The sequence below is a fragment of the uncultured Jannaschia sp. genome (assembly GCF_947494055.1).
Classification (GTDB): Bacteria; Pseudomonadota; Alphaproteobacteria; order Rhodobacterales; family Rhodobacteraceae; genus Jannaschia.
Map to the genome: position 1 here is coordinate 298,988 of NZ_CANLTR010000001.1, position 20,867 is coordinate 319,854.

Here is a 20,867-nt window from a genome sequence, read left to right on the forward strand (position 1 = left end):
CGCTTTCTCGACGAAATGCCGCATGTTCCGGTTGCCGGACGCGCCGCCGCCCCGATCCGTTCGCGAGCACCCCGCGGGCCTAGCGAAACGTCGCGCCGAGCGCGTCCATGAGGTCGCGGAAGACGGGGAAGGAGGTCGCGATCGGGCCGGCATCGTTCACGGTGATCGGCGCCTGCGCGGCGAGACCCGCGCAGAGGAAGCTCATCGCGATGCGGTGATCCAGATGGACGGCCACCGTCGCGCCGCCCGGCATGCCCCCCGGGCCGCGCCCGTCGACCTCCCACCAGTCGGCGCCGTCGCGCACCGTCACGCCGCAATCGCGCAGGCCCGCGGCCATGGCATCGATCCGGTCGCATTCCTTGACGCGAAGCTCCGCCACGCCGCGCATCACCGTCGTGCCCTCCGCATGCGCCGCGACGACCGAGAGGATCGGATATTCGTCGATCATGCTCGCGGCGCGGGCAGGCGGCACCTCGATGCCCTTCATGTCGGGCGAGAAGCGGGCGCGGAGGTCGGCCACGGGTTCGCCCCCCTCCTCGCGCGGATTCTCGCAGGCGAGGTCCGCCCCCATCTCGCGCAGGGTCTCGAAAAGGCCGGCGCGGGTCGGGTTCAGCCCGATATTCGGCACCAGCACGTCGGAGCCCGGCACGATCAGCGCGGCGCAGACCGGGAACGCCGCCGAGGACGGATCGCGCGGCACGGCAATCGTCTGCGGCGCGAGCTCGGGGCGGCCGACAAGCGTGATCTCCCGGCCCTCCGGCGTGTCCCGCGTGGCGATCTCGGCGCCGAAGCCCGCCAGCATCCGCTCGCTGTGGTCGCGCGTCGCCTCGCGCTCGACCACCACCGTCTCGCCCGGCGCGTTCAATCCGGCCAGTAGCACCGCCGACTTGACCTGCGCCGAGGGCACGGGCGTCGCGTAACGCACGGGCACCGGATTCGCGGCACCGACGAGCGTCATCGGCAGCCGCCCGCCCGAGCGACCGTGGGCTACCGCGCCGAACTTCGCGAGCGGGTCGGTCACCCGGGCCATCGGCCGCTTCCGCAGACTCGCATCGCCGGTATAGGTCACCGCGAAGCCATGCGTCGCCGCCGCCCCCATCAGGAGGCGCACGCCGGTGCCGGAATTGCCGCAGTCGATCACGTCCTCGGGCTCCATCAGCCCGCCGACGCCGACGCCGTGGACGACCCACGTGTCGCCCTCCCTCTCGACCGTCGCGCCAAAGGCCCGCATGGCGCGGCCGGTATCAAGCACGTCCTGCCCCTCCAGCAGCCCGGTGATCCGCGTCTCGCCCACGGCCATCGCGCCGAGGATCAGGCTGCGATGGCTGATCGACTTGTCGCCGGGGACATGCGCCGTGCCCGAGAGCGGGCCGGCGGCGGTGGCGGTGAGGGGGGTGGCGGGGCCGTGGCTCATGTCTCTCTCCTCGCGGTCGCGGGCGACCTACCCCGCGCGGCCCGGCGCGTCCATTCCGCCGCAGGTGCAATCCGGCCGGAAACAGTCTATCCGCGCCCCATGAGACGCCGCACCTTCCTCGGCCTCGCCGCCCTGCTCGGCGTCGGGGCCTGCGCCGCCAGAGAGGTCACGTTGGGCAACCGCTACTATTCCGGTCCCGTCAGCGACCATTTCGACGGCTCGAAGTTCTTCAACCCCGACGGCATGCGGACGCGCGGCTTCCGCGAGCTCCTCCGCTGGCAGACCTCCGGTGGACGTCAGGACTGGCCCGACCACGTGCCTGTGACCCAGGCCGTGCCGGATGAACGCGTCGTGGGTCTGCGCGTCACCTTCATCGGGCAGGCAACGAGCCTCATCCAGGCGGGCGGGCTCAACATCCTGTCCGATCCGATCCTGACGAAGCATGCGAGCCCGGTGCAGTTCGCGGGCCCGGCGCGGGTGACGGCGCCCGGCATCGCGTTCGAGGACCTGCCGCCCATCGACCTCGTCGTCCTGAGCCACAACCACTACGATCACATGGACATGCCGACGCTTCGCCGTCTGCACGAGCGCGACGGGATGCCTGTGGTGACGCCGCTCGGCAACGACACGATCCTGCACGACGCGATCCCGGATCTCGACGTGCGGGTCGGCGACTGGGAGGACGTGTTCGAGGTCGGCGGCGCGACGGTGCGGCTTCTGCAATGCCACCACTGGAGCGCGCGGGGGCTGCGCGACCGGCACGACGCGCTGTGGTGCTCCTTCGCGGTCGAGACGCCGGTGGGGCGCGTGCTCGTCATGGGCGACACCGCCTTCGACGGGGGGCGGCCCTACGAGGTCGCGGCGCGGCACGGCCCCTACCGGCTGGCGCTCATCCCCATTGGCGCCTACGCGCCGCGATGGTACATGGCGCCGCAACACCAGGACCCGGCCGAAGCCGTGGCGGGGTTCCGGCTGTCGACCGCGCACTACGCACTTGCGCAGCATTGGGGCACGTTCCAGCTCACCGACGAGGCGCGCGACGACCCGGTGATCGAGCTGCACAAGGCGCTCGCGGAGGTAGGCATCCCGGAGGACGTGTTCCGCGCCGTCCCGCCCGGCACGGTCTGGGACCTGCCCGCCTGAACCAGGCTCAGTCCCGTCGAAAGGTCAGGTAATGCGGCACCCGCCCCTCGCGGATGGCCTTCGCCTCGTAGCGCGTCCGGGTCCAGTCGTCCCACGGCTCCCGCCAATCGGTCGGCCCTTCGGCAAGCCAGGTGAACCCGTGCTGCGGCACCTCCGCGAGCGTCTGGCGCACGTAGTCGGGGATGTCGGTCGCCACGCGGAAGATCGCGCCGGACTTCAGGACACGCGCCAGCGGCTCAAGATGCTCGGCCGTCACGAAGCGACGACGGTGGTGGCGCGCCTTGGGCCAGGGATCGGGGTAGAGCAGGAAGGCGCGACCGATCGAGGCCGGCGGCAGCACGTCGAACAGGTCGCGCACGTCGCCGGGATGGATGCGGATGTTGTTTGCCGTCGCGTCGCGCAGGAGGCCGAGCAGCTTCGCCACCCCGTTGATATAGGGCTCCGCGCCGATCAGGCCGACGTCGGGATTGCGCGCCGCCTGATGCACCAGATGCTCGCCGCCGCCGAAACCGATCTCCAGCCAGACCTCGCGCCTGTCGAAGATCGCGTCGAGGTCGAGCGGCGTGCGCTCCGGGTTGGACGCCCAATTCACGGCCCCGGGCGCATAATGCGCGAGATCCTCTTCCAGATAGGCCTGCTGGCTCGCCTTGAGGTGCTTACCCTTCAGGCGGCCGTAGAAGTTCCGGTGCGGGCGCTCGGGCGCAATCCTGTCCGTCATAGGCCGGCGAGGCGATTGACATGGCCCATCTTGCGGCCCGCGCGCGTATCGGCCTTGCCATAGAGGTGCACCTGGGTGCCGGACGCGGCAAGATGGTCCGGCAGCCGGTCCATGTCGTCGCCGATCAGGTTCTCCATCACCACGTCCGCATGCCGCGCCCCGTCGCCGAGCGGCAGCCCCGCGACGGCGCGGATATGCTGCTCGAACTGATCCACCGCGCAACCGAGTTGCGTCCAGTGCCCGGAATTGTGGACGCGGGGCGCGATCTCGTTGACGACGAGGCCGGCCCCGGTGACGAAGAGCTCCACCCCCATCACGCCCACGTAGTCGAGCGCGTTGAGGATGCGGCCCGCGAGAAGTGCCGCGTCGGTGCGAAGACTCGCGGGCAGCGTCGCCGGCACGGTCGTCGTCCGCAGGATGCCGGCCGCGTGCACGTTCTCGCCCGGATCGAAGCAGACGACCTCGCCCGAAAGCCCGCGCGCGGCGATGACGCTGACCTCGCGTTCGAAAGGTACGAACCCCTCGAGGATCGCGTCCGCCCCGGCCATCTCGGCAAAAGCCTCTCGCGCCCGGGCCGGATCGTCGATCCGCACCTGCCCCTTGCCGTCGTAGCCCAGCCGCCGCGTCTTCAGGATCGCCGGCGCGCCGAGATCGCCCAGCGCGGATTGCAGCGCGCCCAGATTGGGGATGTCCCGGAACGGCGCGACCGCGAGCCCGAGACCTTCGAGGAAGGTCTTTTCCGTCAGCCGGTCCTGGCTCACCGCCAGAGCCTCCACCCCCGGCCGGATCGGAACCAGCGCGCCGATCAGGTCGAGCGCGTTGGCCGGCACGTTCTCGAATTCGAAGGTCACCACGTCGACCGACTCGGCGAAGGCCCGGAGCGCGGCCATGTCCTCGTAGCTCGCGCGGGTATGGGCATGCGCCACGTCCGCCGCCGGCGCATCGCCGGGCTCGTAGACATGGCTGCGGTAGCCGAGACGGCTCGCCGCGACCGAGAGCATCCGGCCGAGCTGCCCGCCGCCGAGGATGCCGATCTTGGCGCCGGGCGCGAGACCGCTCATTCCGGGACCTCCGGGATCGAGGCGCTGAGCGCGGCGCGCCAGTCGTCGATGCGCCGCGCCAGGTCCGCGTCGGAAAGCGCGAGGATCTGCGCGGCCATCAGCCCGGCATTCGCCGCGCCGGCCGCTCCGATGGCCATCGTCGCCACCGGAAACCCGCGGGGCATCTGCACGATCGAATAGAGCGAGTCGACGCCGGACAGTGCTCTGGTCTGCACCGGCACGCCGATCACCGGCAGCCGCGTCTTCGACGCCATCATGCCGGGCAGATGCGCCGCGCCGCCCGCGCCCGCGATGATGACCTTCAGCCCGCGATCCACCGCCTCCCGCCCGTAGGCCCAGAGCCGGTCCGGCGTGCGGTGCGCCGAGACGATGCGCGCCTCGTGGGCCACGCCGAGCTCGTCGAGGATGTCGGCGGCGGCCTTCATCGTCGGCCAATCGGAGGTCGAGCCCATGATGAGTCCCACGGGCGGAGCGTCTGTCATGCCGGCTTGCCTCAGGCGATGATGTCGGGGGTGAGCTCGTCCTCGATCCGGGCGATGCGGTCCTTGAGGCCGAGCTTCTGTCGCTTCAGGCGCCGCACCACGAGCGGATCGGGCGCCGGACCGTCCTCGACCGCGCGGATCGCGACGTCGAGATCGCGGTGGTCCTGCCGAAGCACTTCGAGGCGCATGCGCAGGATGTCCTCGTGGTTCAATTTCTCGGGGGCATCGGTCACAGGCAGGCACTCGCAAGTCTTCGCAGGCCTCCTACACCGGCGGGGCGGCCAGTCCAACCATCTTGCAACACGGCGCCGTTATTCCCAGATATCGACCGTACCGGTGCCGCTTCAGGGCCGGACGACATCATCGGATCGCTTCGCGAAAGGACCCGAGACATGACCAAGCCGACTTTCGGCACCCACCCCTTCCTGCTGGGCTTCGACGAGCTCGAGCGGCTCGTCGAGCGTACGGCGCGGACGGGGAATGACGGCTACCCGCCCTACAACATCGAACAGACCGGCGAGACGGGCTTCCGCATCACGCTGGCCGTGGCCGGGTTCGGCGAGGCCGACCTGGCCATCACGCTGGAGGATCGCCAGCTCGTCATTCGCGGACGCTCGCGCGAGGATGGCGACCGCGTCTACCTGCATCGCGGCATCGCGGCCCGGCAGTTCCAGCGCGCCTTCGTGCTGGCAGACGGGGTCGAGGTCGCAGGTGCGACACTGGAGCACGGGCTTCTGCATGTCGACCTGCAACGATCGACGCCCTCGAGCGTTGTACACACGATACGAATCGAAACGACCCGCCCGTCCGGCGGCTGAGCCCGACCGAAGGAGATAGCCATGTCACGACATACCGATATCGAAGCCCTCGGTGGATCGCTCGTCTACGTCCGGTCCGTCGAGATGGACGAGTTGCCGACCGAAGTGCAGGACGAGGCACGCGAAGGTGGGCTCGACAAACTCTATGCGCTGCACCGCGCCGATGGCGAGCAGGTTGCGCTCGTTGGCGACCGCAGCCTCGCGTTCAACATCGCGATTCAGAACGATCTGCAACCGGTCAGCGTGCACTGACCGACACCTGCCGGAAACTGGAAAGGCCGCCCCACGGGCGGCCTTTTCCATGCATTCGACCCGATCGTTACATCGCGAGCTGGAGCTGCGACGCCTCCCGGAGCGACGTCAGGATCCTGACGATCTCGGACCCCCGGGCGGGCTTGACCAGAACCAGCGCGTCCGCGCCGTAACGGTCGACGAGCATCCGCAGGTCTGCGCGTCCCGTATGGAACAGGAACGGCTTGCCGACGGCCTGCAGGCGATCCGCGACGGGAAACACCTTGGAGCCGCAAAGATCGACGTCGAGCACGGCAAGGTCGACGGAGTCGCAAGCGGGCATTGCCGAATCGACCGTCGCGAAGGGCCCGACGACGTTCGCCCCCTCGTCTTCGAGCGTCAGGGACAGGTCCAGCGCCAGAAGCGCCTCGTCCTCGACAAGCATCACGTTGCAATCGTCCAGCATCATCGCCTCACAGATCACCTCGCGGGCACCTTGGCCGCACCGGGTCCGAGGCGCTCGTTTGGAATACCAGTTGGACCCAGTGCCGTTGGAACGGTGCCGTACTGCAGGATGTTCCGTCACCCGGCCACCATTCTGCATTCGCAACCAGATCGGGCGGATACGTTGCAGAAATGTGACAAATAGCCTCAGCCGGAGATGAGACCCATCGATTCCAGCTTCAGCAGGACCTGCTGGGCGCAATTATCGACCTCGTAGCCCTCGGTATCGACGACGAGCTCGGCATTGACCGGCGCCTCGTAGGGGTCCGAAATGCCGGTGAACTCCTTGATCTTCCCTTCGCGTGCCATCTTGTAGAGGCCCTTGCGGTCGCGCCGCTCGCATTCCTCGACGCTGGTGGCGACGTGGACCTCGACGAAGGCGCCGTAGGCCTCGACCATCTCGCGAACGGCCCGGCGGGTCGCGGTGTAGGGCGCGATCGGCGCGCAGATGGCGATGCCACCGTTCTTGGTGATCTCGGACGCGACATAGCCGATCCGCTTGATGTTGATGTCACGGTGCTCCTTGGAGAAACCAAGCTCGCTCGAGAGATGCTTGCGCACCACGTCGCCGTCGAGCAGCGTCACCGGGCGGCCGCCCATCTCCATCAGTTTCACCATGATCGCGTTGGCGATGGTGGACTTGCCGGAGCCCGACAGGCCGGTGAAGAACACGGTGAAGCCCTGGTTGCTGCGCGGCGGGGACGTGCGGCGCAACTCCTGCACGACCTCGGGGAAGGAGAACCATTCCGGGATCTCCAGCCCCTCGCGCAGACGGCGGCGCAGTTCGGTCCCCGAGATGTTCAGGATCGTGACGTCGTCGCGGTCGGCGATCTCGTCGGCGGGCTCGTATTGCGCCCGTTCCTGAACGTAGACCATGTGCTTGAAGTCGACCATCTCCAAGCCGATCTCGTCCTGGTGCTCACGGAAGAGTTCCTGCGCGTCGTAGGGGCCGTAGAAATCCTCGCCCGCCGAGTTCTTGCCCGGCCCGGCATGGTCGCGGCCGACGATCATGTGGGTGCAGCCGTGGTTGCGGCGGATGATCCCGTGCCAGACGGCCTCGCGCGGGCCGGCCATCCGCATTGCGAGGTTGAGGAGCGACATCGTCGTGGTCGACCCCGGATACTTGTCGAGCACCGCCTCGTAGCAGCGTACGCGGGTGAAGTGATCCACGTCGCCGGGCTTGGTCAGGCCCACGACCGGATGGATGAGCAGGTTCGCCTGCGCCTCGCGCGCGGCGCGGAAGGTCAGCTCCTGATGCGCGCGATGCAGCGGGTTGCGCGTCTGGAAGGCGACGATGCGGCGCCAGCCGAGCTTGCGGAAATAGGCGCGCAGCTCGTTCGGCGTGTCGCGACGGGCGCGGAAGTCGTAATGCACCGGTGGCTGGATGCCGGTGATCGCGCCGCCCACATAGACCGGGCCTGCGTTGTTGTGCAGGTAGTTCACTGCCGGATGGGCGAGATCGTCGGCGCCGTAGACCATCTCGGCCTCGCGCGCCTTGTCGGGGCGATAGATGTCGGTGACCGAGAGCATCGCGAGGATCACGCCCTCCTGGTCGCGCAGCGCGATGTCCTGCCCTTCGGCGATCGTCTCGGCGAAGGCTTCGCTCACGTCGAGCGTGATCGGCATCGGCCAGAGCGCTCCGTCGGCGAGCCGCATGGTCTCCACGACGCTCTCGTAATCCGACTGCCCGAGAAAGCCCTTCAGCGGGTTGAACCCGCCATTCATCAGCAGCTCCAGATCGCAGATCTGGCGCGGGGTCATGTCCCAGCTGACGAGGTCCGCCGCCTCGGCCTTCAACTTCTGCGCGCTGTCGTAGCTGACGTAGAGTTCGGGAATGGGCGTCAGGTTCGGCGTGGTAAGGGACATGCAGGGCTCCGGGTGGGATCGTCTCGGTCGGTTCGCGCGCCCTTAGACCCGAAGAAAGACGGGGTTCAAGCCCGGTCGTCCGATTTCGCGCGGTATGCACGGGAAACGATGCCGGCGCTTTGTTCGACCCCCCCCGGAGCCGATCGGATCGTCAGGACAGGTAGGGCGCGAAGCAATCCGCCTGCACCGGGTCGGGCCGGCCGCGTCCGGTGACGATCGCCCGCGCTGCCAGCGCCCGCGGATCGGCCGGGTCGCGCGCGAGCGCCGCCTCGACCGCCGCGCGATCGTTCAGGCGGATCATGTCGACAAAAGGCCCGTCCCGCACCGGGTCCGGGTCGGGACAGAGCCCCGGCCCCGCCACATCCGTCGAGGGCACGGATTCGCCACCGCAGGCCGCCAGCAGCGCGACCGCGAGAACCGCCGCCGATCTCATTCCGCCGGTTCCTCGACCGGGGCGCCATAGCCCAGCGGCTCGGTCTGGTCCTGCGCGGGGCCGGCATCCTCGCCATGCTCGGCCAGGAAACGCTCCGCCTCGAGCGCGGCCATGCAGCCCATTCCGGCGCTCGTCACCGCCTGGCGGTAGATGTGGTCGGTCAGGTCGCCCGCCGCGAAGACGCCGGGGATCGACGTCTCGGTCGAGTCGGGCTTGGTGACGACGTAGCCGCCGTGATGCAGGTCCAGCCAGTCCGCGACCAGTTCCGAGGCCGGCGCATGCCCGATCGCCACGAAGAAGCCATGCACCGCGATCTCGCGCACGGCACCGGTTTCGCGATGCTTCAGGCGCAGGCCCTCGACGCCGCGCGGCTGGTGGGCCCCCAGGACCTCGTCGACCTCGTGGTCCCAGATCACCTCGACCTTCGGGTTCCGGAACAGCCGATCCTGCAGGATCTTCTCCGCCCGCAACGTGTCGCGCCGGTGGATCAGCGTCACCTTGGACGCGAAGTTCGTCAGGAACAGCGCCTCCTCGACGGCGGTGTTGCCGCCGCCTACGACCGCGACCTCCTTGCCGCGGTAGAAGAACCCGTCACAGGTCGCGCAGGCGGAGACGCCGAAGCCCTTGAAATGCTCCTCCGACGGCAGACCCAGCCACTTCGCCTGCGCCCCGGTCGCGAGGATAAGCGCATCGCAGGTATATCGCGTCCCGGTGTCGGAGGTCGCCGTGAAAGGCCGCTTCGAGAGGTCGAGCGAGGCAATATGATCGCCCACGATCTCGGTACCGACGGCGCGGGCCTGCGCCTCCATCCGCACCATGAGGTCCGGTCCCTGCACCTCGATGTCGCCGGGCCAGTTCTCGACCTCGGTGGTGATGGTCAGCTGGCCGCCCGGCTGGATGCCCTGAACCAGAACCGGCTCGAGCATGGCCCGGCTCGCATAGACAGCGGCCGTGTAGCCCGCCGGCCCGGACCCGATGATGAGAACCCGTGAATGGCGCGTCTCGGTCTGTAAGTTGCCCATGTCGGTCCCCTTCTCGTCTGGTTTCCCGATATAGGCGGACGGGCCCTCGCGCGAAACCCCCGGGCGAGGGCGAACCGACGCCACGGGGCCCGGCGGTCGCGAACGCCAGGTCAACGTAGTCCGCGCCCGTCGAGGCGCTGCCGGAGCCGTCGACGATGACGAAGGCGTTCGAGATCGCATTGCCCTGTTGCCGAGAACGAGCATCGCGACCGCGGTGCCCGCGGCGATTAATTAACAACGAGACAAGGTATCCTCCTTCGACAGGCCTGCGAACCTGACGAACCCGGTGTCCCGAACTCGAATCCGGTAAGGACAGACGACCTCGGCCGACGGAGGGCTGCGCATCTCGGAAAAATGATTGCCGAGACGTGAAACAATCTTTCGCCCTCGCCGGAATTGCGACAAGTGAAAGGAAACGCATTCGACATTCCGGAGGCCGACTTGCCACGCTCCTCGCTCGATCCGATCGACCGTCAGATCCTCGCCGAACTCCAGGCCGATGGACGCATGACCAATGTCGAGCTCGCCCGCCGCGTCGGCATCTCCGCGCCGCCCTGTCTGCGCCGCGTCCGCGCGCTGGAGGAAGCGGGCTACATCGAGAATTACCACGCCCGCGTGAATGCCCGCGCCCTCGGCTTCGAGGTGCAGGTCTACGCGATGGTCTCGCTGGTCCGGCAGGCGGAGTCGGACCTCTCGGCCTTCGAGGCGCGCTGCCGGGACTGGCCGCTCGTGCGGGAGTGCCACATGCTCAACGGCGAGACCGACTTCATCCTCAAATGCGTGGCGACCGATCTCAGCTCGTTCCAGTCCTTCCTGACGGGCGAGCTGACCGCCGCGGAGAACGTCGCGAGCGTGAAGACCTCGCTGGTCATCCGCGACGCGAAGACCGTGCCGGGCGTTCCGTTCGAGGTGATGGAGGCCCGGCTGGCGCTCGACGCCTGATCGCGCCGGCCGGGCCCCGGCGGCTCAGACCTTGAGGGCGGGGATGATCTGCTTCTTGCGGCTCATCACGCCCGGCAGAACCACCTGATCGCCCGTGACCTGCGCGCCGAAGCTCGCCTCGGCGACCTTCTTCGTCATCTCGTTGGGCACGAGGAGCGTCGCCTCCTCGCGCAAGATGTCGACCACGAAGAGCAGGACCTGATGCACGTTGTCCTCGGCCGCGACCTCGGGCATCGCCGCCATCAGCGCGTCCTTGCGCGACAGGATCGTATCCGGCGACGTCGTCTCGAGGACGGAGACGCGGAACTTGGCGCCGCCGGTCTCGAACTCCTTGGAATCCATCCGCAGGAGCTCGGCTTCGGAAAAGGCGGAGACGTCGGACTTGGCCGCGAACATCTCGGCGGCGAATTCCGGGATGTCGACGCCCAGATCGCCCGCCAGACGCTCGGCCAGCGCGCGGTCGTGGTCGGTCGTCGTGGGCGAGCGGAACTCCAGCGTGTCCGACAGGATGCAGGTCAGCATCGCGCCGCGGATCGCCTCTGGCGCGGAGGACAGCGCGCTGCCCATCAGGTCGGCCATGATCGTCGCGGTGCAGGCGAGCGGCCGGATGGTGATGTCGATCGGCACGACGGTCTCGATCCCGCCGGTCAGCTTGTGGTGGTCGATGATCTGCCGCAGGTCGGCGCGGCCGATATTGGCGGGAAGCTCGGCGGGGTTGTTCGTGTCGACGATCACGCAGGGCTGGTCGTCCTCGATGTCGAGGAGGATCTCGGGCTTGTCCAGGCCCCAGCGCTCCAGCATCCACGCCGCCTCGGTGTTGGGCTCGCCCAGCAGCGCGGCCTTCGCCTCGGTGCCCAGCACCTCGTTCATATACCAGGCCCAGGCGATCGGGCTGCCGGTGGAATCGGTGTCGGGGTGTTTGTGGCCGAAGACGAGCGTGGTCATGGGGCATCCGTGGTGAAGTTGATCGGGGTCGCGCGGGCCCTTAGCAACGGCCGCGGGCGATGTCACGTCCGGCGAGGGGCGAGGCATGACATGCGGGAGACGGAGCTCTACGCCCCGGTCAAGGCGTTCCTCGAAGGTCAGGGCTACGCGGTGAAGGGCGAGATCGGCCCGGCCGACGTCGTCGCGGTCCGTGGGGACGAGCCGCCGGTGATCGTCGAGCTCAAGACCGGGTTCAGCCTCGCGCTGGTCCATCAGGCCATCGACCGGCAGGCGATCACGCCGCATGTCTATCTCGCCGTGCCCGACGTCACGGGACGGCGGGGCCTCGCGGCGCTGAAATCCAACCTGAAGCTCGCCCGCCGCCTCGGCCTCGGCATCCTGACCGTCCGTTTTCCCGACGGCGCCGTGACCGTGCATTGCGACCCCGGTCCGTTCCGGCCCCGCCTCTCCGCCAAGCCGAAGGCCCGATTGTTGCGCGAGTTCGCCGCCCGGCGCGGCGATCCCGCGCAGGGGGGCGCGACGCGGGACGGGCTGATGACGGCCTACCGGCAGGACGCCCGCGCGATCGCGGCGCATCTGGCGAAGGCCGGTGCGAGCCGCGGGCGCGACGTGCGCGACGCGACCGGAATCGTGCGGGCGACGACGATCCTGCGCGACAACCATTACGGCTGGTTCGCGAAGGTCGCACGCGGAACCTACGCGCTCACGCAGGCGGGCCACGACGCCCTTGCCTGACGCCGCCATTGCACCCGGTCCCGCCCCGGTCCACCAAGCGCCATGCGCCTCGCCCTGCTCACCGCCCTCGCCCTCTGCTTCCTCGCGGCGAACTCGCTGCTCACGCGCGCGGGCGTCGTGGATGGGACCGACCCGATGGCCTTCGCGGCGATCCGGGTGGCGGCCGGGGCGGCGGTCCTCGCGCTCCTGTCCACCGGGCGCGGGGTCACGTTGGCCGGGGCACGGCGCTGGGGCGCGGCGGTCGCGCTGGTCGTGTACCTCCTCGGCTTCTCGCTGGCCTACCGGACGCTCGATGCGGGCCTCGGCGCGCTGATCCTCTTCGCGACGGTGCAGATGGGGCTCTTCGCGCTGTCGCTCCTGCGCGGCGAGCGGAGCGGGCCGGTGCGGATCGCGGGCATGGCGCTGTCGCTCGGCGGACTGGTCTGGCTGCTCCTGCCCGGCGGCGGCGTGCGGGCCGATCCGATCGACGCGGCGCTGATGATTGCCGCGGGCCTCGGCTGGGCGGCCTACAGCTTCGCCGGCAAGTTCGAGCCCCGGCCGCTTGCGGGCAGCGCGGGCAACTTTCTCGTGGCGACCGCGCTCTTCGTCGTGCTCGCCCCCCTGTGGTGGGGCATGTCGGTGACGCTCTTCGGCGTAGTCATGGCGGTCCTGTCGGGCGCGATCGCGTCGGGCATCGGCTACGCGCTGCTGTTCCGGGTCCTGCCGCGAATGGGCGTGGCGACCGCCGGCGTCGCGCAGCTCGCCGTGCCGGTGATCGCGACCGTGGCGGGCGCGCTTCTCCTGTCGGAGATCCCGGATACGCGTGCGCTCGCGGCGGGGGCTCTGGTCCTCGCGGGGATTGCGCTCGCGACGCTTCGCCTGCCCTCCCGGTCTCGTGACGGCGCGCGACGCGCCGCACCCTAGCGTCATGACGAACGGACCCTAGATTCGACGGATGATCCGGTTCGCGCTCCTCGTCCTCTTCGCCGCGCTGCCGCTTTCCGCCCGCGCCGCCCCCGATTGCGTCGTCCTCCTGCACGGGCTGGCGCGGAGCGACGCGTCGATGCTGGTCATGGCCGAGGCGCTGGACGCGGAGGGCTACCGCGTCTCCAACAGCGACTACGACCCGGCCTCCGGCACCATCGTCGAGATCGCGGCGACCGCCCTGCCCCGCGCGATCGCGGGTTGCGGCGATGCGGCACGCATCGACTTCGTGACACATTCGATGGGCGCCATCCTGCTGCGCGCCTGGCTCGCCGCGCACGACCTGCCGCGGCTCGGGCGGACGATCATGCTCGCGCCGCCCAATGGCGGGTCGGAGATCGTCGACATGCTCGGCGACCTCGCGGCCTTCGAATGGGCGAACGGCCCGGCCGGGCGCGAACTCGGGACCGACGGCCTGCCGCCGAGCCTCGGCCCCGTCTGGCCGGGCGTCGGCGTGATCGCGGGCACGCGCAGCCTGTCGCCGTTCTGGTCGACCATCCTGCCCGGGCCCGACGACGGCAAGGTGTCGGTCGCCTCCACCCGTGTCGAGGGGATGGACGATCACCTGACGATGCCGGTCACGCATACCTTCATGATGAACCAGCCACTGGTGATCGGTCAGGTGCTGGCCTTCCTCGCCGAGGGCCGCTTCGACCGGACGATGACCCTCGGCGACGTCGTGGAGCGCTTCACCGACTGAGTGCGGGACGGGGTCGTCACCCTGTGACGGCCGCCTTTCCGCATCGCGGTCTCCCATCAACGACGTCACCAATAGCCCTACGCGTCTGGCAGTAGCCCCTTCCGGGCCAGCGCCGCGATCAAGGGTGCGATCTCCTCCGCGCTGGCCCGCCAGCCACCTTTGGACGACGTATAGATCGGCCGTCGCACCTGCGCGAAGCTCAGGGTCGCGACACGCGACGCGGCTTCGTGGAAGGACAGCACGGCAGGGTCCCACGGCAGGTCGCAGGCCGCGAGCAACGCCCGCGCCTGCCCCTCTGGGTCGTCCAGCAGCGCCTCGTAGGACAGCCTGTGGACGGCGTCGGGCAGAACCTCCCGCCAGAAGCCGATCGCGTCGTGGAAGGCCGCGATCTGATCGGCGATCCCCTCCTGCGAGGCGGCGTAGCGGTGTGTTCCCTCACGGAAATGGTTGCGCCAGATCGACAGACCGGTGTCGCGCGGATCGCGGGTGACGACGACGATGCGGGCCCGGGGCAACACCGCGCGGATGGCCCCGACCTCGAGGAAGGAAAAGATCGACTTGTCGGTGCGGCGCTGGTCCGTCGCCCCGCCCGCGGCCCGGTCCGCCGCGTCGGCATAGGCGCGCCCCGTCGCGGTCAGGAGGTCCGGCGTGACGGGCGCACCGGCCGCGATGGCCGCCTGGAGCGGGGCGGTCGCCCGGCGCAGCACCGCCAGTTCGCCGCCCGCGACGACCTCCGGATGCGCGGCGAGGATGGCTTCGACGAGCGTCGTGCCCGAGCGCGGCAGGCCGGTCACGAAGATCGGTGCCGCCGAGCAGTCGCTCGCGACCCCGCCCGCCATCGCCGTGCGGATGGCCGGCCAGACGACGTCGCGCGCATGCGCCACCTGCGCGGCGGGCTGACGCGAATCGTACGGATAGGCGTCCAGCATGGCCGCGTTGGCTTGCGCCAGATGCCGGGCCGCGCGCGCCGGATCGCCGGGTGCGAGCGCCCGGGCCAGCCCGTAATCGAGCGTGCGCGCCGCAGCGGCGGGCAGGTCCGGCCGCGCCCGCGCCGCTTCTGTCGCGGCGAGCGCTCCGTCGCCGGGGTCGAGCCGCGTGGCGTAGGCCAGGGCCCGGAAGGCCGTCCCGTCAGCGGGATCGGCGGCGATGGCCGCGCGCAGGTCGGCCTCCGCTGCCTCGGCCCGACCCAACGTTTGCAGAAGCTGTCCCCGCGCGGTCAGCGCCGCCACGTCTTCCGGATCGCGCGCGAGGATCTCCCCATAGGTCGCAAGCGCCGCGTCCGCCTGCCCCGCCCGGTCCTGCGTCGCCGCCAGAAGCAGGTCGCGCCCCGGCGCGTCCGGCCGGCGCGCCGCGGCACGCATAACGGCGAGGTCGCCCCGCCGGGCCTGCATCGCCGCCTCCGCCGCGAGCGCGAGCAGGCCGTCGTCCCGCAGCCCTCGCGTCAGCGCCGCTTCCGCGACGTCCGACGCAAGATCGGACTGCCCGGCCCGGAGCGCCGTGCGCCCGAAGACGATCTGGGCGCGGGCGAGCTGAGGCGCCGCCCGTGCCGCGAAGCGCGCATCCACGAGCGCCGCAGGCACGGCCCCGGCCGCGAGTCGCGCCTGCACGAGGCCGAGCCGCAGATCGACGGCGTAGGGCTCGCGCTGCAGACCCTGCGCGTAGGCCTCGACCGCGCCCTTCGCGTCTCCTGCCCGCGCCCGCGCCTGCCCGAGCAGGCCCCAGAGCACCGCACCCCCGCCCTTCGCCAGCAGCGGACGTGTCCGCCGCTCGACCGTCGCGGCCTCCCCCGAATCAGAGGCTCGCGACAGGGCGGCGAGGTCCGCCCGCGTCGCCGGGCCGGCGCCGGTGGCGCGTGCGCCCGATCCGCTCGCCGCGTCCCGCAGCATCGTCAGGAGCATCTGCGGCAGGGCCGCCTTCCGCGCCTGCTTCACCACGTCCCCGCCGCGCCCCTGTCCCGCCTCGAAGATCGCGAGTTCCATCCACGCGACCGGCTCGGACGGGGCGAGGGCGAGGCATCGCGCGAATGCCCCCCGCGCTGCGACCGTTCCGCCCATATCCGCCTCGGCCCGGCCCAGCAGAAGCCACGCCTCGGCCGCCGTCGCGTCTTGCGCGACGAGAGGGAGCAGCCGGGCGCGCGCCGGGGCGGGCTGCCCGTGATCGAGCATCCGCCGGGCGGTCTCGATGTCGGAGGAAGGCGGCGTCATGCGCCGGGATTAGCACTCGCGGCAGCACCGGAACAGGCGCGTGAAACGCATTGTTTCCCTCAGGGCAGTAGATCGGAAGCTGACCACGCGTTACGCCCGAAGCACTGCGGTGGGGGCCGTTGTCATAGGACGGCTCTGTCATGAGCGCATTCCAGCGATTCCCCGCAATCGATTCCGCCATCGTCCCACGGCCGGTCCCTGCACCGGAACCCATGGCGGACTACGACCTCGCCTGGCTCGACCACAAGGGCGTGCTGCGTCGCGACCTGCGCCGCCTGCCCGGCGCGCCGCTGATCGACGCCGCGGTGTCGAGCTTCGGGCGCGGAACGCTGCTGCGCGGCCCCGCCGGTCCCGTCGCGATCGAGGACGTGACGCCCGGCGATCGGGTTGCCGTGCGCGGCGGCGGCTTCGCCCGCGTCGACTGGGTCGGCTCGCGGCTCCACGGCGGTCCGGATGCGCAGCCGATGCTGTACCGCGTGGCGGCGCACGCCTTCGGCGCCGCGGGTCCGACGCAGGACATCGTCCTGGGCCAGCACGCCCTCGTCCTGATCGAACGTCCGGCCCTGACGGACCTCGTCGGCGGACCGGTCGCCTTCGCGCCGTTGGCGGCGTTCGAGGACGGGTACGGCGTGACGGCCGTCACGCCGAAGTGGGAGGTGGCGACCTGGGGCATCGCATGCGCCGGCCAGGAAGCCGTCCTCGCCGGCGGGCTGGGGGTGGCGAGCTACCATCCGGCCCGGGCGACCTGCGCGCACCTGACGCGGAACGTCCTGGCCGATCTCGCCCGCCTGTTCCCGCAGAGCGCGGGCGGCGCCGGGTTCGGCGCACCCCGCCTGCCGACGCTTTCGGCGACCGAGGCGCGCGACATCGCGCTCGCGGCCTGACGATACCGGCCGCCGCCCCGGGTGGACGGCGCGGCGTGTGTCTGTAGATACGGGCCCGGCACGACGGCGGAGCGGGGACCCCATGCAGATCATCGAAGCGCTCGCGGAGGTGTCGGACAGATACCGCGCCCTGTTCGTCGATCTCTGGGGCTGCGTTCACGACGGCGTGCGGGCCCTGCCCGGCGCGATGGAGGCCCTGACGACCTACCGTGCGGGAGGCGGCCGCGTCATCCTGGTCACGAACTCGCCCCGGACCCGCGCCGGCGTGGCCGCGCAGATCGCGCAGTTCGGCGTGCCCGACACGGCTTACGACGACATCGCCACCTCGGGCGACTCGGCCCGCGTCGCGATGTTCGGCGGCGTGGTGGGAGAGCGCGTCTGGCATCTCGGGCAGTCGCACGACGCCGCCTTCTTCGAGCCGCCCGCGATCCTCGATCATCCCGCCCGGATCGAGCGCGTCCCGCTCGAGGCGGCGGAGGGGATCGTCTGTACCGGCCCGTTCGACCCGATGGCCGATCCCGAGACCTTGCGGCCGGAGTTCGAGGCGGCGCTCGGGCGCGGCCTGAAGCTGCTCTGTGCGAACCCGGACATCGTAGTGGACCGCGGCGAAATCCGTGAATGGTGCGCCGGCGCGCTCGCGGCGCTCTATGCCGAGATGGGGGGCGAGAGCCTCTATTTCGGGAAACCTCACCCGCCGATCTACGACCTCGCCCGGCGGCGGCTCGCGAAGGTCGAGATGGTGCCGGATGCCGAGATCCTCGCCATCGGGGACGGTCCGGGCACCGATGCCGCCGGCGCGATGGGGGAGGATCTGGACCTGCTCTTCATTTCCGGCGGACTGGCCGCGACGGATACCGGAACCGGCCCTGACGGGCGTCCCGACCCCACCCGGCTCGCACGCTTCCTCGATGCCGAGGGAATCACGCCGACCTATACGATCGGGCGCCTCCGCTAGCCCCGCCCCCGAGGCGACGCGGCCGCGCAGTCCCCCGCCCGCGCCCGGTCGATCCCGTCCGCTCATCGAGCGCATGGCCGTCCTTGCACCCCTGCCCGGCCCGGGCTAGCCCGCTGCCCATGCGGATCATCACGGATCACCGGGCCGTTCCGGCCGAGGCGCGCGGCGCGTCGGCGGCGATGGGCAATTTTGACGGCGTCCATCGCGGCCACCAGTCGGTGCTCGACCTCGCGCGCGGCGCGGCGCCGCTCGCCGTCGTCACCTTCGAGCCGCATCCCCGCACCGTCTTCGCCCCCGATGCCCCGCCCTTCCGGCTGATGTCCCCCGAGGCGCGCGCGCACCGGCTCCAGAAGCTGGGCGTGGAGACGCTGTTCGAGCTGCCCTTCCCCGAGATCGCCCCGCTGACGGCGGAGGCCTTCATGGCGGACGTCCTGGCCCGCGATCTCGGCCTCGCGCGCGTCGTCGTGGGCGCCGACTTCCGCTTCGGCAAGGGCCGCGCCGGCGACGCCGGCACGCTGCGCGAGGGCGGCGCGCGGCTGGGCTTCGACGTGGTGCTGGCCGACCTCCTCGGCGGCGCGTCGCCCGTCTCCTCCACCGCGATCCGGCAGGCGCTGAGCGAGGGGCGGCCCGGCGACGCGGCGGAGATGCTGGGCCACTGGCACCGGATCGAGGGGCCGGTCCTGCACGGTGAGAAGCGGGGCCGCGGGCTGGGATATCCGACGGCGAACCTGTCGGTGGCGGGGCTGCACCTGCCGAAGCTCGGAGTCTACGCGGTGCTCGTCGACGTCTTGGGTGGGCCGCATTCCGGCCGCTACCACGGCGTCGCCTCCCTCGGCGTGCGACCGATGTTCGGGATCAACGAACCGAACCTCGAAACCTTCCTGTTCGACTTCGAAGGCGACCTCTACGACACCCACATCTCGGTGGCGCTCGTCGCGTTCCTGCGGTCGGAGGCGCGGTTCGACGGACTGCCCGCTCTCGTCGCGCAGATGGACGCCGACAGCGCCGGGGCCAGGGCGGCGCTCGATGGCCTCTGATCCGATCGACCGCGACGGGCTGCGACCGCGCTTCTGGGAGCGGGGGCTCGCGAACCTCACCACGCGGGAATGGGAGGCGCTCTGCGACGGCTGCGGAAAATGCTGCCTCAACAAGCTCGAGGACGAGGAGACGGGCGAGGTCGCGCTGACCCGCATCGCCTGCCGCCTGTTCGACGACGGCACCTGCCGCTGCTCGAGCTACGAGACCCGGCTCTCCTTCGTGCCCGAATGCGTCGTGCTGACTCCGAAGACCCTGGCCGATGCCGCCTATTTCATGCCCGACACCTGCGCCTACCGGCGCCTCCACGAGAACCGCCCCCTGCCGCACTGGCATCCGCTCCTGACCGGCGACCCGATGTCGCCGCACCTGGCCGGCGCGTCCCTGATGGACGAGACGGTGAACGAGACGATGGTGCAGGACGAGGACTGGGAGGATTTCGTGATCGAAGAACCCACAGGAGGGGCCTGATGAACCTCAACTTCGCCTCGGACAATACCGGGCCCGTCGCCGCGTCGATCATGGAGGCGATGGTCGCCGCCAACGAAGGCGGCGCCATGCCCTACGGCGCCGACCCCTGGATGCCGGGCGTGCGGGACGCGCTGCGCGACCTGTTCGGCTGGCCCGAGGCGGAGGTGCTGCTGGTCGGCACGGGGACCGCGGCCAACGCGCTCGCGCTTGCGGGTCTGGTGCCGCCCTGGGGGTCGATCCTCTGCCACCGCGACTCGCATGTGGAACGCGACGAATGCGGCGCGCCCGAGTTCTATGCCGACGGCGCGAAGCTCGTCCCGGTCGGGGGCCCGGACGGCAAGATGTCGCCCGACCGCGTCGCCGACGAGATCGCCCGCCTGACGGGCTCCGTCCACAACGTGCAGCTTGCCGCGATGAGCGTCACCAACGTCACCGAAGTCGGAACGGTCCATTCACTGGATGAACTCGCGGCCCTGACCGACCTCGCCCGCTCCCATGGCATCGCCACCCATCTCGATGGCGCGCGCTTCGCGAATGCCTGCGCAGCACTCGGCTGCTCGGCGGCGGAGATGGTGCAGGGCTTCGACGTGGTCAGCTTCGGCGGCACCAAGAACGGCTGCATGGCGGTCGAGGCGATCGTCATGCGCGACCCCGCCCGTCACTGGGAGATGCAGCTCCGCCGCAAACGCGGCGCACAGCTCTGGTCGAAACACCGGTTCCTGTCGGCGCAGATGGCGGCCTACCTGAAGGACGACCTCTGGCTCGCGAATGCCCGCGGCGCCAACAGAGCCTGTCAGCGGCTCGCGGCGGGCTTGCGCGGGATCGGCGCGGAGATGGCTCATCCGCCCGAAGCGAACATGATCTTCTGCCGCCTGCCCCGTGCCGCACACGAGCGTGCGCAGGCAGAGGCACAATATTACTTGATGGACGACATGAAGACTCCGCTGTGTCGCCTCGTCTGCGACTTTACGAAGACCGACGCGGAGGTCGACCGGTTGCTTGAGCTTCTGGCGGGCTGAGCCTTCTTCTTGGCGGAAATACTCCCGCCGGAGGCTCAGCCGTTCGCCCCGCCCGATCCGCTCATCGCGTCGAGCCGCGCCTTCAGCGCCTCGTTCTCCTCGCGCGCCTTCTGCGCCATCGCGCGCACGGCGTCGAACTCCTCGCGGGTGACGAAGTCACGATCGGCCATCCAGCGGTCGAGCAGCGACTTCATCGCCGTCTCCGCCTCCGTGCGGGCGCCCTGCGCCACGCCCATCGCATTGGTCATGAGCTGGCCGATATCGTCCATGAAGCGGTTGCGGGTCTGCATCTGTCGGGCCTCCGGGCTGGTTCGCATCCGAT

The 20,867-nt window shown here is 70.4% G+C and carries 24 protein-coding genes; 12 read left to right on the plus strand and 12 right to left on the minus strand.

Annotation, left to right across the window (positions count from 1 at the left end; all coding sequences use genetic code 11):
- Window positions 1–79: 79 nt before the first annotated feature.
- Window positions 80–1,414 carry a 3-phosphoshikimate 1-carboxyvinyltransferase gene (gene aroA, locus Q1A87_RS01525; RefSeq protein ID WP_299646326.1) on the minus strand — a complete coding sequence of 445 codons (1,335 nt, stop codon included), beginning with the start codon at window positions 1,412–1,414 and terminating at the stop codon, window positions 80–82.
- A gap of 99 nt (window positions 1,415–1,513) precedes the next feature.
- Between aroA and Q1A87_RS01530 the strand changes: the two genes are divergently transcribed.
- Window positions 1,514–2,557, plus strand: a complete 1,044-nt coding sequence (locus Q1A87_RS01530) for an MBL fold metallo-hydrolase (protein WP_299646329.1) — start codon at window positions 1,514–1,516, stop codon at window positions 2,555–2,557.
- A 7-nt stretch (window positions 2,558–2,564) separates the two neighbouring features.
- Here the strand turns inward: Q1A87_RS01530 and Q1A87_RS01535 are convergent, their stop codons facing one another.
- Genes Q1A87_RS01535 through Q1A87_RS01550 form a run of 4 tightly spaced genes read right to left on the minus strand, consistent with a single transcriptional unit; the run spans window position 2,565 to window position 5,006 of the window.
- A complete protein-coding gene (locus tag Q1A87_RS01535) occupies window positions 2,565–3,275 on the minus strand; it encodes a tRNA (guanine(46)-N(7))-methyltransferase TrmB (protein ID WP_299646331.1) in 711 nt (236 codons plus the stop codon).
- Window positions 3,272–4,336 carry a 5-(carboxyamino)imidazole ribonucleotide synthase gene (locus Q1A87_RS01540; RefSeq protein ID WP_299646333.1) on the minus strand — a complete coding sequence of 355 codons (1,065 nt, stop codon included), beginning with the start codon at window positions 4,334–4,336 and terminating at the stop codon, window positions 3,272–3,274. Before Q1A87_RS01540 ends, Q1A87_RS01535 begins: the two co-directional genes overlap by 4 nt.
- Window positions 4,333–4,818, minus strand: coding sequence for a 5-(carboxyamino)imidazole ribonucleotide mutase (purE, locus tag Q1A87_RS01545; protein WP_299646335.1), 486 nt, complete (start codon window positions 4,816–4,818; stop codon window positions 4,333–4,335). Before purE ends, Q1A87_RS01540 begins: the two co-directional genes overlap by 4 nt.
- An 11-nt stretch (window positions 4,819–4,829) precedes the next feature.
- Complete coding sequence (locus Q1A87_RS01550; RefSeq protein WP_299646533.1) at window positions 4,830–5,006, minus strand: DUF465 domain-containing protein; 177 nt, start codon at window positions 5,004–5,006, stop codon at window positions 4,830–4,832.
- Between the two features lie 204 nt (window positions 5,007–5,210).
- Between Q1A87_RS01550 and Q1A87_RS01555 the strand changes: the two genes are divergently transcribed.
- Window positions 5,211–5,636, plus strand: a complete 426-nt coding sequence (locus Q1A87_RS01555) for an Hsp20 family protein (protein ID WP_299646337.1) — start codon at window positions 5,211–5,213, stop codon at window positions 5,634–5,636.
- A gap of 21 nt (window positions 5,637–5,657) precedes the next feature.
- Window positions 5,658–5,888, plus strand: a complete 231-nt coding sequence (locus Q1A87_RS01560; protein WP_299646339.1) for a DUF1150 family protein — start codon at window positions 5,658–5,660, stop codon at window positions 5,886–5,888.
- Window positions 5,889–5,955: 67 nt separating this feature from the next.
- On the opposite strand, the gene Q1A87_RS01565 is transcribed toward Q1A87_RS01560, so the two are convergent.
- The 4 genes from Q1A87_RS01565 to trxB all read right to left on the minus strand — a co-directional run bounded on the left by Q1A87_RS01565 (window position 5,956) and on the right by trxB (window position 9,692).
- Window positions 5,956–6,333 carry a response regulator gene (locus Q1A87_RS01565; RefSeq protein ID WP_299646341.1) on the minus strand — a complete coding sequence of 126 codons (378 nt, stop codon included), beginning with the start codon at window positions 6,331–6,333 and terminating at the stop codon, window positions 5,956–5,958.
- Between the two features lie 185 nt (window positions 6,334–6,518).
- Window positions 6,519–8,237, minus strand: coding sequence for a bifunctional sulfate adenylyltransferase/adenylylsulfate kinase (locus tag Q1A87_RS01570; protein WP_299646343.1), 1,719 nt, complete (start codon window positions 8,235–8,237; stop codon window positions 6,519–6,521).
- Window positions 8,238–8,388: 151 nt separating this feature from the next.
- A complete protein-coding gene (locus Q1A87_RS01575) occupies window positions 8,389–8,670 on the minus strand; it encodes a hypothetical protein (RefSeq protein WP_299646345.1) in 282 nt (93 codons plus the stop codon).
- Entirely contained in the window at window positions 8,667–9,692 is a 1,026-nt protein-coding gene (gene trxB, locus Q1A87_RS01580; RefSeq protein ID WP_299646347.1) for a thioredoxin-disulfide reductase, read from the minus strand. The genes Q1A87_RS01575 and trxB overlap by 4 nt, the downstream gene beginning before the upstream one ends.
- A gap of 441 nt (window positions 9,693–10,133) precedes the next feature.
- Here trxB and Q1A87_RS01585 point away from each other — a divergent pair, with 441 nt between their 5' ends.
- Window positions 10,134–10,634, plus strand: coding sequence for an Lrp/AsnC family transcriptional regulator (locus Q1A87_RS01585; RefSeq protein WP_299646535.1), 501 nt, complete (start codon window positions 10,134–10,136; stop codon window positions 10,632–10,634).
- A gap of 24 nt (window positions 10,635–10,658) precedes the next feature.
- Here the strand turns inward: Q1A87_RS01585 and Q1A87_RS01590 are convergent, their stop codons facing one another.
- Window positions 10,659–11,579, minus strand: coding sequence for a manganese-dependent inorganic pyrophosphatase (locus Q1A87_RS01590; protein ID WP_299646349.1), 921 nt, complete (start codon window positions 11,577–11,579; stop codon window positions 10,659–10,661).
- Window positions 11,580–11,669: 90 nt separating this feature from the next.
- Between Q1A87_RS01590 and Q1A87_RS01595 the strand changes: the two genes are divergently transcribed.
- Genes Q1A87_RS01595 through Q1A87_RS01605 form a run of 3 tightly spaced genes read left to right on the plus strand, consistent with a single transcriptional unit; the run spans window position 11,670 to window position 13,977 of the window.
- On the plus strand, window positions 11,670–12,314 hold the full coding sequence (locus tag Q1A87_RS01595) for a DUF2161 family putative PD-(D/E)XK-type phosphodiesterase (RefSeq protein ID WP_299646351.1): 645 nt from the start codon (window positions 11,670–11,672) through the stop codon (window positions 12,312–12,314).
- A gap of 42 nt (window positions 12,315–12,356) precedes the next feature.
- A complete protein-coding gene (locus Q1A87_RS01600; RefSeq protein WP_299646353.1) occupies window positions 12,357–13,217 on the plus strand; it encodes a DMT family transporter in 861 nt (286 codons plus the stop codon).
- Window positions 13,218–13,248: 31 nt separating this feature from the next.
- A complete protein-coding gene (locus Q1A87_RS01605) occupies window positions 13,249–13,977 on the plus strand; it encodes an alpha/beta hydrolase (protein WP_299646355.1) in 729 nt (242 codons plus the stop codon).
- 77 nt (window positions 13,978–14,054) lie between these two features.
- On the opposite strand, the gene Q1A87_RS01610 is transcribed toward Q1A87_RS01605, so the two are convergent.
- Entirely contained in the window at window positions 14,055–16,181 is a 2,127-nt protein-coding gene (locus tag Q1A87_RS01610) for a tetratricopeptide repeat-containing sulfotransferase family protein (RefSeq protein ID WP_299646357.1), read from the minus strand.
- Window positions 16,182–16,393: 212 nt separating this feature from the next.
- On the opposite strand from Q1A87_RS01610, the gene Q1A87_RS01615 reads away from it, so the two are divergent.
- From Q1A87_RS01615 to Q1A87_RS01635, 5 genes are all read left to right on the plus strand, one after another.
- Complete coding sequence (locus Q1A87_RS01615; RefSeq protein WP_299646359.1) at window positions 16,394–17,065, plus strand: Hint domain-containing protein; 672 nt, start codon at window positions 16,394–16,396, stop codon at window positions 17,063–17,065.
- An 82-nt stretch (window positions 17,066–17,147) separates the two neighbouring features.
- Complete coding sequence (locus tag Q1A87_RS01620; protein ID WP_299646361.1) at window positions 17,148–18,020, plus strand: TIGR01459 family HAD-type hydrolase; 873 nt, start codon at window positions 17,148–17,150, stop codon at window positions 18,018–18,020.
- A gap of 119 nt (window positions 18,021–18,139) precedes the next feature.
- Complete coding sequence (locus Q1A87_RS01625) at window positions 18,140–19,057, plus strand: bifunctional riboflavin kinase/FAD synthetase (protein WP_299646363.1); 918 nt, start codon at window positions 18,140–18,142, stop codon at window positions 19,055–19,057.
- Window positions 19,047–19,526, plus strand: a complete 480-nt coding sequence (locus Q1A87_RS01630; RefSeq protein WP_299646365.1) for a YcgN family cysteine cluster protein — start codon at window positions 19,047–19,049, stop codon at window positions 19,524–19,526. The genes Q1A87_RS01625 and Q1A87_RS01630 overlap by 11 nt, the downstream gene beginning before the upstream one ends.
- Entirely contained in the window at window positions 19,526–20,545 is a 1,020-nt protein-coding gene (locus tag Q1A87_RS01635) for a beta-eliminating lyase-related protein (RefSeq protein ID WP_299646367.1), read from the plus strand. Before Q1A87_RS01630 ends, Q1A87_RS01635 begins: the two co-directional genes overlap by 1 nt.
- 35 nt (window positions 20,546–20,580) lie before the next feature.
- On the opposite strand, the gene Q1A87_RS01640 is transcribed toward Q1A87_RS01635, so the two are convergent.
- The gene (locus Q1A87_RS01640) at window positions 20,581–20,835 is read right to left on the minus strand and encodes an accessory factor UbiK family protein (protein ID WP_299646369.1); all 255 of its coding nucleotides are present in this window, start codon (window positions 20,833–20,835) and stop codon (window positions 20,581–20,583) included.
- Between the last annotated feature and the right edge of the window lie 32 nt (window positions 20,836–20,867).

Coding starts and splice junctions, on each gene's coding strand:
- Q1A87_RS01540 (WP_299646333.1), bottom strand. CDS start 4,336: ATGAGCGGTCTCGCGCCCGGCGCCAAGATCGGCATCCTCGGCGGCGGG.
- Q1A87_RS01615 (WP_299646359.1), top strand. CDS start 16,394: ATGGCGGACTACGACCTCGCCTGGCTCGACCACAAGGGCGTGCTGCGT.
- Q1A87_RS01635 (WP_299646367.1), top strand. CDS start 19,526: ATGAACCTCAACTTCGCCTCGGACAATACCGGGCCCGTCGCCGCGTCG.
- Q1A87_RS01575 (WP_299646345.1), bottom strand. CDS start 8,670: ATGAGATCGGCGGCGGTTCTCGCGGTCGCGCTGCTGGCGGCCTGCGGT.
- Q1A87_RS01530 (WP_299646329.1), top strand. CDS start 1,514: ATGAGACGCCGCACCTTCCTCGGCCTCGCCGCCCTGCTCGGCGTCGGG.
- aroA (WP_299646326.1), bottom strand. CDS start 1,414: ATGAGCCACGGCCCCGCCACCCCCCTCACCGCCACCGCCGCCGGCCCG.
- Q1A87_RS01555 (WP_299646337.1), top strand. CDS start 5,211: ATGACCAAGCCGACTTTCGGCACCCACCCCTTCCTGCTGGGCTTCGAC.
- Q1A87_RS01535 (WP_299646331.1), bottom strand. CDS start 3,275: ATGACGGACAGGATTGCGCCCGAGCGCCCGCACCGGAACTTCTACGGC.
- Q1A87_RS01610 (WP_299646357.1), bottom strand. CDS start 16,181: ATGACGCCGCCTTCCTCCGACATCGAGACCGCCCGGCGGATGCTCGAT.
- Q1A87_RS01595 (WP_299646351.1), top strand. CDS start 11,670: ATGCGGGAGACGGAGCTCTACGCCCCGGTCAAGGCGTTCCTCGAAGGT.
- Q1A87_RS01570 (WP_299646343.1), bottom strand. CDS start 8,237: ATGTCCCTTACCACGCCGAACCTGACGCCCATTCCCGAACTCTACGTC.
- Q1A87_RS01600 (WP_299646353.1), top strand. CDS start 12,357: ATGCGCCTCGCCCTGCTCACCGCCCTCGCCCTCTGCTTCCTCGCGGCG.
- Q1A87_RS01630 (WP_299646365.1), top strand. CDS start 19,047: ATGGCCTCTGATCCGATCGACCGCGACGGGCTGCGACCGCGCTTCTGG.
- Q1A87_RS01560 (WP_299646339.1), top strand. CDS start 5,658: ATGTCACGACATACCGATATCGAAGCCCTCGGTGGATCGCTCGTCTAC.
- Q1A87_RS01620 (WP_299646361.1), top strand. CDS start 17,148: ATGCAGATCATCGAAGCGCTCGCGGAGGTGTCGGACAGATACCGCGCC.
- Q1A87_RS01550 (WP_299646533.1), bottom strand. CDS start 5,006: ATGCGCCTCGAAGTGCTTCGGCAGGACCACCGCGATCTCGACGTCGCG.
- Q1A87_RS01605 (WP_299646355.1), top strand. CDS start 13,249: ATGATCCGGTTCGCGCTCCTCGTCCTCTTCGCCGCGCTGCCGCTTTCC.
- trxB (WP_299646347.1), bottom strand. CDS start 9,692: ATGGGCAACTTACAGACCGAGACGCGCCATTCACGGGTTCTCATCATC.
- Q1A87_RS01590 (WP_299646349.1), bottom strand. CDS start 11,579: ATGACCACGCTCGTCTTCGGCCACAAACACCCCGACACCGATTCCACC.
- Q1A87_RS01640 (WP_299646369.1), bottom strand. CDS start 20,835: ATGCAGACCCGCAACCGCTTCATGGACGATATCGGCCAGCTCATGACC.
- Q1A87_RS01625 (WP_299646363.1), top strand. CDS start 18,140: ATGCGGATCATCACGGATCACCGGGCCGTTCCGGCCGAGGCGCGCGGC.
- purE (WP_299646335.1), bottom strand. CDS start 4,818: ATGACAGACGCTCCGCCCGTGGGACTCATCATGGGCTCGACCTCCGAT.
- Q1A87_RS01565 (WP_299646341.1), bottom strand. CDS start 6,333: ATGCTGGACGATTGCAACGTGATGCTTGTCGAGGACGAGGCGCTTCTG.